Origin of the sequence: Enterocloster sp. OA13 (genome assembly GCF_022440595.1) — a bacterium.
Lineage (GTDB): Bacteria > Bacillota > Clostridia > Lachnospirales > Lachnospiraceae > Enterocloster > Enterocloster hominis.
In genome coordinates, this window is record NZ_JAKNTF010000001.1 from 740320 (window position 1) to 753753 (window position 13434).

At 47.4% G+C, this 13434-nt stretch carries 2 protein-coding genes; one reads left to right on the forward strand and one right to left on the reverse strand.

Annotation, left to right across the window (positions count from 1 at the left end):
* Position 1: 1 nt before the first annotated feature.
* Positions 2–1186, reverse strand: a complete 1185-nt coding sequence (locus MCJ35_RS03325; protein WP_025483007.1) for an AAA family ATPase — start codon at positions 1184–1186, stop codon at positions 2–4.
* Positions 1187–1604: 418 nt separating this feature from the next.
* Between MCJ35_RS03325 and MCJ35_RS03330 the strand changes: the two genes are divergently transcribed.
* The gene (locus MCJ35_RS03330) at positions 1605–13394 is read left to right on the forward strand and encodes a doubled motif LPXTG anchor domain-containing protein (RefSeq protein ID WP_240299357.1); all 11790 of its coding nucleotides are present in this window, start codon (positions 1605–1607) and stop codon (positions 13392–13394) included.
* The last annotated feature ends 40 nt before the right edge of the window (positions 13395–13434 follow it).

Genomic DNA, 13434 nt, shown 5'->3' on the forward strand with positions numbered 1-13434 from the left:
ATCAATAAGATACCTTAGGGCTGGCGCCATAACGCCCTTCCAGGTATTGCTTGCCATAGGCCTCATCGTTTCGCGGGATGAGGCCGTTTTCTTTTTTATACCATGAAAGGGGATAGAGCTGTGCATCTTCTCCCGTGGGGCGGGAGCAGAGCCATATCTCATCCCGTCTAAGCACGGCGGGCATCAGGATTGCAGTATTATGACTGGTAAATATAAGCTGTGAACCGTGAGGATTTTTCTCACAATTAGTATAAAGGCTGGTTATGTACCGGAGCAGATGGGGATGCAGTAAGGAATCCAGGTCATCCGCCACAACCAGATGTCCTTCCTTCAGGCTGAGGAGTATATCCGGCAGTATGGACAGAAGCTTTCTGGTGCCCTTTGATTCTTCGCTGCAGGGTAATTCATAACTGGCGGAAGCTGCCGGGGTATGGGTGATTAAAAGTTCCCTTCCATCTATTCCATCTCTCAGGATGGTCCTGTAACCGGTAATATCTAAATCCATGGCCTGCAGAGCAGAGCAGATTGCAGCCTGCATGTCCGGCTCATTGGGCAGCTGCGGGTACACCGGGCTGTCCGGGGACAGGAAATGGATGTCCCTGAACCAGGAAAATGCAGCCTGCACTGATTCACAGGTCATTGATCCGCAATCCAGGGAATGGAACAGAAGCGCAAGGAGAGGACGGTCCGGAGGAAGCTGTTCAATCTGAACCGCTGGTACGGTTTTCCCCAGATGAAAATCGGATTCCTTCCTATTAAAAAGAATACCTGCATCATCCTTGCCAAGGCGTCCATAGAAAAGGTTCTCTTCCTGGATGACTCCCCTCAGAAGATGAAGCTGATAGCGGAACAGGAATCCCTTATGACGGAACAGCACATCAAACTCAGTGGGAATGTGGGCACAATCCGGATCCATGCGGTATGAAAGCTGCTGGGGTACGGATGGTATGGATGATGCGGATGCCGGGGCGGTAATAAGGGCAGACAGATACGAGAGTCCATAGAGGACCGTGGACTTCCCCCCGCTGTTTGGGCCATAGACGGAGATGACAGGAAGGAACTGTTCGCCATCCAGCGGATCCTTAATCAGGGATGCCTTATGCTCATTAATCGGACCGGGAATACAATCCAACAGGGTTTCCTCTTTGAATATCTTAAAATTCTTCAATGTAAGCTGAACCAGCATGGAATACCTCGCTTTCTGAGAGAAAAAAACTCATAACAATCATTGGTAACATTGTACCATAGGAAGAGGGGAAAATGCAATAATGAACGAGAAAAAACCTCACGACAACAATTGCAGATATTATTCGACAATTTAAACCTGATGTACGTCCAAAAATGCAAAACCGGTTATAAAGTAAAATCTAAAATGGGGAAGAGGATTGAAATAGTAACAAAAAAGCTGTATGAAATAACGCCCCTTGTAACGCCGGGTTTGCTATGATTATTACAGAGGTTAGGAATGGGCAGGAATAATTTAAGAAAAATTTTAACTTTTCTTAATTTGTAACCCGTTTGTAACTGTCATTTGATATACTTGTTCCAGATAGTTGTAAATTATCCTAGGTTTGGAAAAGAAATATCATGAGAGGAGAATATGTATGGAAGGAAGAAAAAGGTCTAGGGCGCTGTCGCGGACAGTGTACAGCGTTCAGAAAAGACTTCTGGCGTTCGTGCTTGCAGCAGCCATGATCCTAACCAATGTGGGTGCGGATTTGAATACGGCCCTTGCAGCAACTTCGTCAGAATCCGTCACCTTCTCGATGAGCGGATCACAGCTTGTCAAAGCCATTGATGAAGCAATCGCCAATGGTAATGAAGTGACGGCAGAGGATCTCGATTTCACCAATGGAAAGATTGCTGAATTTGAGAAACTCTTCTTCGGGGAGGGGAAAATCTATGAGGCATTCCCTGATCCGGATGGCGGAAGTATGGACGCAGAATTAAGGGTGTTCGTACGGCTGCCGGAAGATGCTGATGACATGTATATGGTAACCGGCGATGAAGAGATTATCTTCTTATATGTGAATAACGGAGAAGATAGCATCAGCTGCACCACTGAAATCACAAGGATGGATGACGGTGCGGAAAAGGTCAAGAAGACCAAACGTGTTACTGTAAAGAGTTATGAGGCTGCTTATGGCGATGAGGAAGTGAATCTCATCTCCAAGCCAGTGGAAACACCTGCACCGTTACCTGAAGATACAAACAGGCCTGGCGCAGATGAAACAACGGCGCCAGCAGAGACTGAGAGCCAGGTTGAGACCACGGCTCCATCTGTAGATGGGACCACGGCAGCACCGGACGATGCAACAGACGAAACCACAACAGCTCCGGATGAAACCACAGCTGCTGATGAGACGCAGGCAACCTTACCGGATGAGACAACAGCTGCTCCGGAGGAAAGCCAGACAGAAGAACCGGCAACAACGGAAGCTGCTGAGGAAAAAACTCAGGAAGCAACCGAGCCGGAGAAGACCGAAGCTCCTGAAACCGAAGCACCCGAAGCAGAAGCTCCTGAAGCCGAGGTAGGCGAACCTGTAGCATCCATCATCCGTCACAACGCACCAGTGGTTGCTGACAATGAGAATGGGGACGCAGCCGGGACTAAGGAAGAAGCGGAAGCCAGGGAAGAAACAGAAGCTCCTGAACCTGAGAAAGAGGAAGCGCCAAAGGAGACTGAGGCTCCCACGAAGGAAGAGGCAACAACGGCTGAAGAGACTGATGCAACGGAGGCTCCGACCAAGGAGGAGTCAACAGAAGCAACAGATTCAACAGACCCGACAGAGCCGGCTCAGGATGCAACTGATGAAACCACTACTGCAGCTGATGGGGAAACCACCGTACCTGGTACGGATGAGACAACGGCAGCACCGGTGGAGAGCGGAAGCGGTTCTGCGGATGAAAGCGAAACTAAGGCACCGGCACAGACGGTTCCGGATGTGGCTTCACCGTCAGAGGCTAAGCCAACCGAGGCACCTGCAAAAGATGATAATGTTTCTGCGGCAGGAACAAGTGATTTGGTTGGAATCGGTTATTGTTCCACTGCTAAGGTTTATGTAACTACCATTAACCAGCTGAAGGCTTTGGATGACTTTGAGGGATATAAGATTTCTTATGCAATCTACCCAGAAGCCAGCGCCCGTATCGTTGAAGGACCAAGAGGCGTTGAGGAAGGCCAGGCGTTAAGCTTTGGTGTTAAGAATCAGATTGGGTATGCGGTTGAGAGTGTGACTGCGAATGGAGAAATCCTCTCAGTTGATTCCATCACGGATAATGATGATGGTTCACAGACTGCCTGGTATTCTGTTCCTGAGATTTATGAGGAGCAGGAGGTTGAAGTCTATATGACGGAGACTGGGGAGCATCCGGCAGTAGTGTTTGATCCTATTGTTATGGAAGACGGTACTGTAATCCATATACAGGCGGATGAAGGAGTCCTTCCGGCAGGGGTTCAAGCAGTTGCAAGCGTAGTATATGGTATTGAGGATGCGGTAAAAGCTAATGTTGAAGCTGAAGCTGAAGCTTCAGGAGAGACGAAAGAAGTAGTAGCTGCACTTTCATACAATATTGATTTATTGGATGCGAAAGGAAATAAGTTAGATGATCAGATTTGGAGTGGCGTAGTGCAGGTTACTTTTACGGGTACTCCAATTGAAGAAAAAAGTAGGGAAGCAGATACTGTAGAAGTTGTTTATGTTGAAACTACTAAGGATGATGAGGTTCAGGCGGATATAACGGCAGAAGATGTTGTGTCAGTTGAAACAGTCTCGGAGAGCTTAGAAGTTGCTGGTGAAGCAAATGTTGAAGCAGTATCATTTGAAGCTAATCATTTCTCTGTATATACTGTTACATTCTATAACGGTAATAAAAGTCGAGATATAAGCATTGATTTGCTTGATTTGCAAGACAATGGAATAGGCAGTAATCGTAAAATGAATTATAGTCTGTCAAAGAGTTGGACAGATGTAGAAAAAATTGCCGAGGGACTGATTTCTGGAGATAGTGAACTTAGTGGATATCGATTTGAAAAAGCTACAGTCGGTGTTTGGGATTGGTCTAAATATGAGTATGTTGATAAGACACTGACAAAAATGAAGTATGGCTCATCAATACAATATAGATATATTGATGGTGGTTCGGTCGAAGAAAAAACGTTAGGTACGTTCGAAAACCTAACAATAAAATTCTATTTTAGTTCTTCTAAGTCTATAGCTTCTTTTGAAGCAAATGGACAAAATCAGGCCACGGTTTATACTAAATCTGCGGTAAATGGTCAAATTGTTCTTCCGGAATTGTCAGAGACTGGAATTACAGTAAAAGAATTGGGAAGAGAATTTTTGGGATGGTCACTTACTAGCAAAGATAGGACTAATTTATTGGCTCCTGGCACCACGGTCAATATATCAAGGAATACAACATACTATGCCATATGGTCATATTTAGTTACTTTTAATCCTAATAGTGCCTATGGAGGAGTTGGAGAAGCCTTTTCAATTCCTGTCTCATCCGAAGGTACGATAGTCACTCCAACAAATACTTTTTCAAATCGATATGGGTATGATTTTGTAGGGTGGCATGGTGAACCGTCTGGGCATCATAGTGGAACAGGAATAAAAGAACAGACATTTATTGAAAACATTACTTATCCAGCAACGGAACTTGACCAAATTATTAATGAAGATATTACACTATACGCAAACTGGAATAATACCAGTGCATCAAGTAATACAAAAGTGTATTTCTTTATTAGAACGGATGGAAGAGCGCCATTTGAGCCTAAGGGATATAGTGGCGGTTCTTATTTCCCGGCACCAACTGCCAGTATTCAATTGACTGGTTACTTACATGAACTGAAAGAAATTAATAATAATGATGAGGCTGTAAAAAATAATATAAGGAAGGAGCCTACAAAGCAAGAAATATTAGCTGCGGCTAGAGTGGCATTTGGAGATAATCAAACTAAATTCAATCCAAATACTCAGAAGGTTAAATGGTATGTAATAAAAGAACAGTCGGAATGGCATGTGGATGGTGTTATTGTAGATGAAGAGAGTTATACTGTCTCATATCATCCTAATGGTGGTAATGGAAATGTTCCTGCTGCAGTCAATTATATGGAAGGAGCTTCTGTGACGGTTGACTTTTCGACTGTACCGTCCCGCACTGGATATGATTTTCTGGGGTGGAACACTGATGAGAGTGCAGATAGTCCATTATATCCAGTATCAACAATCAGAAACCAGAAATTCAATATGCCAGCAGCAGATGTAGTTTTATATGCTATATGGGCACCTAAGAATAATACACAGTATTCTATAAATCACTGGATTCAAAGAATGAATACTTCAGGTGAGAGTCAAGCGGATTATATACAATATAATGAGACTAAGACTCGATATGCGGTTACTGACAGCATAGTAAAGGATGCTGATAATCAAGAAGCGATTCCTGGTTTTGTTTATCAAGAGGGGATTGTTGATGGCAGAACTGAAGAAAATGTAAATGGTGATGGTAGCACGGTATTAAATCTCTATTACACAAGACGAGGGGATTTAAATTATAAAGTCGAATACTATTATAACGGAAAAAGGGATGATGCCCAAACAGAGAGATATTATAATCAAGTTTTTGGAACCGAAATTGATGATTATGAGGACAAAAATATTGATGGATATATCCTTGAGAAGGATACAGCCCCGATTACAATTGGAGTTGGAGATAATGTAATCAGCGTATACTATGTGAAGCGTACGGACCTGAGCTACCGGGTGGATTATTATTACGACAATGTGAAGGACGAGACAAAGACGGATACGTTTGAGAACCAGACATTCGGCGCCGTGATAAGCGGGTATACCGATAAGGTGGTTGACGGGTATGTCCTTGAGAGTGCCACGACCCCGCTTACAATCGGGACCGGGGAAAACGTGATCAGCGTATATTATGTGAAGCGTACGGACCTGAGCTACCAGGTAGACTACTACTACGATGGCAAGAAGGACGGGGCGAAGACGGATAGGTTTGAGAACCAGACATTCGGGACTGTGATTGACGGCTATACCGATAAGGTGATAGAGGGGTATATCTTGGAAAGAGCAACAACCCCACTTACAATCGGGACGGGGGATAACATAATCAGTGTATACTACGCCAAACGTACTGACCTGAATTATATAGTTAACTACTATAAGGATGAAATCAGTATGGAGCAGGATGACGATGGTGGTTATACCTATTTCCTGGGAAGCAGCAATCCGGTACAGGCAACATTTGACCAGGGAATAATACTTGGACGGACTGCTCTGGATGCAATGCAACCGGATGGTTATAGGGGCGGTATCCAGACCCCATCAGGCCCATACTATATCAAGGTTGAGGGGAATGTGATTGATGTATTGTATTCTCCAAGGACGGACCTGAGCTACCAGGTAGATTATTATTACGACAATGTGAAGGACGAGACAAAGACGGATAGGTTCGAGAACCAGACATTCGGCGCCGTGATAAGCGGGTATACCGATAAGGTGGTTGACGGGTATGTCCTTGAGAGTGCCACGACCCCGCTTACGATCGGGACCGGGGAAAACGTGATCAGCGTATACTATGTGAAGCGTACGGACCTGAGCTACCAGGTGGATTACTACTATGACAATGTGAGGGACGAGACAAAGACGGATACGTTCGAGAACCAGACGTTCGGTGCCGTGATAAGCGGGTACACGGATAAGGTGGTTGACGGGTATGTCCTTGAGAGTGCCACGGCCCCAATCACGATCGGGACCGGGGAAAACGTGATCAGCGTATACTATGTGAAGCGTACGGACCTGAGCTACCAGGTGGATTACTACTATGACAATGTGAAGGACGAGACAAAGACGGATACGTTCGAGAACCAGACGTTCGGTGCCGTGATAAGCGGGTACACGGATAAGGTGGTTGACGGGTATGTCCTTGAGAGTGCCACGGCCCCAATCACGATCGGGACCGGGGAAAACGTAATCAGCGTATACTATGTGAAGCGTACGGACCTGAGCTACCAGGTGGATTACTACTATGACAATGTGAAGGACGAGACAAAGACGGATACGTTCGAGAACCAGACGTTCGGTGCCGTGATAAGCGGGTACACGGATAAGGTGGTTGACGGGTATGTCCTTGAGAGTGCCACGGCCCCAATCACGATCGGGACCGGGGAAAACGTGATCAGCGTATACTATGTGAAGCGTACGGACCTGAGCTACCAGGTGGATTACTACTATGACAATGTGAGGGACGAGGCGAAGACGGATACGTTCGAGAACCAGACGTTCGGTGCCGTGATAAGCGGGTACACGGATAAGGTGGTTGACGGGTATGTCCTTGAGAGTGCCACGGCCCCAATCACGATCGGGACCGGGGAAAACGTGATCAGCGTATACTATGTGAAGCGTACGGACCTGAGCTACCAGGTAGACTACTACTACGATGGCAAGAAGGACGGGGCGAAGACGGATAGGTTTGAGAACCAGACGTTCGGGACTGTGATTGACGGCTATACCGATAAGGTGATAGAGGGGTATACCTTTGAAAGAGCAACAACCCCACTTACAATCGGGACGGGGGATAACATAATCAGTGTATACTACGCCAAACGTACTGACCTGAATTATATAGTTAACTACTATAAGGATGAAATCAGTATGGAGCAGGATGGCGATGGTGGTTATACCCATTTCCTGGGGAGCAGCAATCCTGTACAGGCAACATTTGAACAGGGGATAATACTTGGACGGACTGCTCTGGATGCAATGCAACCGGATGGTTATAGGGGCGGTATCCAGACCCCATCAGGCCCATACTATATCAAGGTTGAGGGGAATGTGATTGATGTATTGTATTCTCCAAGGACGGACCTGAGCTACCAGGTAGATTATTATTACGACAATGTGAGGGACGAGACAAAGACGGATACGTTCGAGAACCAGACGTTCGGTGCCGTGATAAGCGGGTACACGGATAAGGTGGTTGACGGGTATGTCCTTGAGAGTGCCACGGCCCCAATCACGATCGGGACCGGGGAAAACGTGATCAGCGTATACTATGTGAAGCGTACGGACCTGAGCTACCAGGTGGATTACTACTATGACAATGTGAAGGACGAGACAAAGACGGATACGTTCGAGAACCAGACGTTCGGTGCCGTGATAAGCGGGTACACGGATAAGGTGGTTGACGGGTATGTCCTTGAGAGTGCCACGGCCCCAATCACGATCGGGACCGGGGAAAACGTGATCAGCGTATACTATGTGAAGCGTACGGACCTGAGCTACCAGGTGGATTACTACTATGACAATGTGAAGGACGAGACAAAGACGGATACGTTCGAGAACCAGACGTTCGGTGCCGTGATAAGCGGGTACACGGATAAGGTGGTTGACGGGTATGTCCTTGAGAGTGCCACGGCCCCAATCACGATCGGGACCGGGGAAAACGTGATCAGCGTATACTATGTGAAGCGTACGGACCTGAGCTACCAGGTGGATTACTACTATGACAATGTGAGGGACGAGGCGAAGACGGATACGTTCGAGAACCAGACGTTCGGTGCCGTGATAAGCGGGTACACGGATAAGGTGGTTGACGGGTATGTCCTTGAGAGTGCCACGGCCCCAATCACGATCGGGACCGGGGAAAACGTGATCAGAGTATACTATGTGAAGCGTACGGACCTGAGCTACCAGGTGGATTACTACTATGACAATGTGAGGGACGAGACAAAGACGGATACGTTCGAGAACCAGACGTTCGGTGCCGTGATAAGCGGGTACACGGATAAGGTGGTTGACGGGTATGTCCTTGAGAGTGCCACGGCCCCAATCACGATCGGGACCGGGGAAAACGTGATCAGCGTATACTATGTGAAGCGTACGGACCTGAGCTACCAGGTGGATTATTATTACGACAATGTGAGGGACGAGGCGAAGACGGATACGTTCGAGAACCAGACGTTCGGTGCCGTGATAAGCGGGTACACGGATAAGGTGGTTGACGGGTATGTCCTTGAGAGTGCCACGGCCCCAATCACGATCGGGACCGGGGAAAACGTGATCAGTGTATACTATGTGAAGCGTACGGACCTGAGCTACCAGGTAGACTACTACTACGATGGCAAGAAGGACGGGGCGAAGACGGATAGGTTTGAGAACCAGACGTTCGGGACTGTGATTGACGGCTATACCGATAAGGTGATAGAGGGGTATACCTTTGAAAGAGCAACAACCCCACTTACAATCGGGACGGGGGATAACATAATCAGTGTATACTACGCCAAACGTACTGACCTGAATTATATAGTTAACTACTATAAGGATGAAATCAGTATGGAGCAGGATGGCGATGGTGGTTATACCCATTTCCTGGGGAGCAGCAATCCTGTACAGGCAACATTTGAACAGGGGATAATACTTGGACGGACTGCTCTGGATGCAATGCAACCGGATGGTTATAGGGGCGGTATCCAGACCCCATCAGGCCCATACTATATCAAGGTTGAGGGGAATGTGATTGATGTATTGTATTCTCCAAGGACGGACCTGAGCTACCAGGTAGATTATTATTACGACAATGTGAGGGACGAGACAAAGACGGATACGTTCGAGAACCAGACGTTCGGTGCCGTGATAAGCGGGTACACGGATAAGGTGGTTGACGGGTATGTCCTTGAGAGTGCCACGGCCCCAATCACGATCGGGACCGGGGAAAACGTGATCAGCGTATACTATGTGAAGCGTACGGACCTGAGCTACCAGGTGGATTACTACTATGACAATGTGAAGGACGAGACAAAGACGGATACGTTCGAGAACCAGACGTTCGGTGCCGTGATAAGCGGGTACACGGATAAGGTGGTTGACGGGTATGTCCTTGAGAGTGCCACGGCCCCAATCACGATCGGGACCGGGGAAAACGTGATCAGCGTATACTATGTGAAGCGTACGGACCTGAGCTACCAGGTGGATTACTACTATGACAATGTGAGGGACGAGGCGAAGACGGATACGTTCGAGAACCAGACGTTCGGTGCCGTGATAAGCGGGTACACGGATAAGGTGGTTGACGGGTATGTCCTTGAGAGTGCCACGGCCCCAATCACGATCGGGACCGGGGAAAACGTGATCAGCGTATACTATGTGAAGCGTACGGACCTGAGCTACCAGGTGGATTACTACTATGACAATGTGAGGGACGAGGCGAAGACGGATACGTTCGAGAACCAGACGTTCGGTGCCGTGATAAGCGGGTACACGGATAAGGTGGTTGACGGGTATGTCCTTGAGAGTGCCACGGCCCCAATCACGATCGGGACCGGGGAAAACGTGATCAGCGTATACTATGTGAAGCGTACGGACCTGAGCTACCAGGTGGATTACTACTATGACAATGTGAGGGACGAGACAAAGACGGATACGTTCGAGAACCAGACGTTCGGTGCCGTGATAAGCGGGTACACGGATAAGGTGGTTGACGGGTATGTCCTTGAGAGTGCCACGGCCCCAATCACGATCGGGACCGGGGAAAACGTGATCAGCGTATACTATGTGAAGCGTACGGACCTGAGCTACCAGGTGGATTACTACTATGACAATGTGAGGGACGAGGCGAAGACGGATACGTTCGAGAACCAGACGTTCGGTGCCGTGATAAGCGGGTACACGGATAAGGTGGTTGACGGGTATGTCCTTGAGAGTGCCACGGCCCCAATCACGATCGGGACCGGGGAAAACGTGATCAGCGTATACTATGTGAAGCGTACGGACCTGAGCTACCAGGTGGATTACTACTATGACAATGTGAGGGACGAGACAAAGACGGATACGTTCGAGAACCAGACGTTCGGTGCCGTGATAAGCGGGTACACGGATAAGGTGGTTGACGGGTATGTCCTTGAGAGTGCCACGGCCCCAATCACGATCGGGACCGGGGAAAACGTGATCAGCGTATACTATGTGAAGCGTACGGACCTGAGCTACCAGGTGGATTACTACTATGACAATGTGAGGGACGAGGCGAAGACGGATACGTTCGAGAACCAGACGTTCGGTGCCGTGATAAGCGGGTACACGGATAAGGTGGTTGACGGGTATGTCCTTGAGAGTGCCACGGCCCCAATCACGATCGGGACCGGGGAAAACGTGATCAGAGTATACTATGTGAAGCGTACGGACCTGAGCTACCAGGTGGATTACTACTATGACAATGTGAGGGACGAGACAAAGACGGATACGTTCGAGAACCAGACGTTCGGTGCCGTGATAAGCGGGTACACGGATAAGGTGGTTGACGGGTATGTCCTTGAGAGTGCCACGGCCCCAATCACGATCGGGACCGGGGAAAACGTGATCAGCGTATACTATGTGAAGCGTACGGACCTGAGCTACCAGGTGGATTACTACTATGACAATGTGAGGGACGAGGCGAAGACGGATACGTTCGAGAACCAGACGTTCGGTGCCGTGATAAGCGGGTACACGGATAAGGTGGTTGACGGGTATGTCCTTGAGAGTGCCACGGCCCCAATCACGATCGGGACCGGGGAAAACGTGATCAGCGTATACTATGTGAAGCGTACGGACCTGAGCTACCAGGTGGATTACTACTATGACAATGTGAGGGACGAGACAAAGACGGATACGTTCGAGAACCAGACGTTCGGTGCCGTGATAAGCGGGTACACGGATAAGGTGGTTGACGGGTATGTCCTTGAGAGTGCCACGGCCCCAATCACGATCGGGACCGGGGAAAACGTGATCAGCGTATACTATGTGAAGCGTACGGACCTGAGTTACCAGGTGGATTACTACTATGACAATGTGAGGGACGAGACAAAGACGGATACGTTCGAGAACCAGACGTTCGGTGCCGTGATAAGCGGGTACACGGATAAGGTGGTTGACGGGTATGTCCTTGAGAGTGCCACGGCCCCAATCACGATCGGGACCGGGGAAAACGTGATCAGCGTATACTATGTGAAACGTGCAGACCTGAGTTACAGCGTAGAATACTATTATAATGGTAGACTTGATGAGTCTAAAACAGATTCATTTACTAATCAAATTTATAAATCAAAAATTGATAAATATGATGATAAGAACCTTGAGGGGTATCATTTAGTAGCAGAGGAGAATTTCCCATTAGAAATAGGTGTTGATTCTAAATCTAATATCATCAAAGTTTATTATGAAGCTGATATAAATACGAAGTATACAATACAATATTTTTATGAGAAAAATGGTATGTATACGGATAATCCGGATTTTGTAGATACGAGCCGAAATGGAACCACTGATACTTATGCAGAAGTAACAGCAGAAGATAGGATCCCTAATTCATTAATGGAAGGCAAGTATGTATTTGATAATACGATGAACCATGCCTTGAAATTAATAATAACAGGCGACGGAGAAATGGTGTTAAAGGTTTACTTCAAACAGTTATTTACGGTATCTTATCAGCCGGGTGATTATGGAACATTTGATGAAACCATATCAGAGAATTTGTTCTATGAAGATAAAACACCGCTAGCTCCTGCAACACCAGGTGCCGAAGGCTATATCTTTGCAGGCTGGAATCCAAAGGTTGAACCTACTGTAACAAAGGATGCAACCTATGTAGCACAGTGGATACCTTCCGACAGCACCAAGTATACGGTTGAGTTCTACTATGAAAATGCAGGTAAATATCCTGCGGCCCCGGATGATATTTCATTGAGGGCAGGAACAACAGATGCCACTGCAGCTGTAACAGATACAGATAAAACAGCACCAGCTGGATACATCCTTGATTCAAATGCAGCAAATGTATTCGAAGCAAAGATAACCGGCGATGGCAATATGGTATTAAGGGTTTACTTTAAACAGCAGTTTACTGTAACCTATAATCCTGGAGAGCATGGCTCATTTGATGCACAGAGCAGTTCTGGATTAAACTATGGTGATAAGACACCTGCATTTAGCGGCCAGACCACAGCGAACGGTAACTACAGATTTAGTGGATGGGATAAGGAGATTGCTGAAACAGTAACAGGAAACGCAGTCTATACCGCTCTTTGGAGTTACAATAGTAACACTGGCGGCGGAGGCACCGGTGGCGGTGGTGGCAATCCAGGCCGCGTAACCCCATCAACCGACGGCGGTCCAGGGGCAGTAACCATTAATCCAGAAGATGTACCGTTGGCACAGCTTCCAGGAGCACCAGTAGACCCAACAGTGATTGATGACGGAGAGATTCCGTTAGCAGCACTGCCAAAGACAGGACAGAGTTCTGTTAAATCAACACTCACAATGATGATGTCCGGTATCTTCCTGATGCTGACAGCCATGAGCAAGAAGCGGAAAGAAGAGGACTCCTGATAATCATCGAGCGAGGATAAGTTACAAGTAAAAGGAATTA

Excerpts from the sequence above, each read along its gene's own strand:
- MCJ35_RS03325 (WP_025483007.1), bottom strand. The coding sequence starts at position 1,186 with ATGCTGGTTCAGCTTACATTGAAGAATTTTAAGATATTCAAAGAGGAA.
- MCJ35_RS03330 (WP_240299357.1), top strand. The coding sequence starts at position 1,605 with ATGGAAGGAAGAAAAAGGTCTAGGGCGCTGTCGCGGACAGTGTACAGC.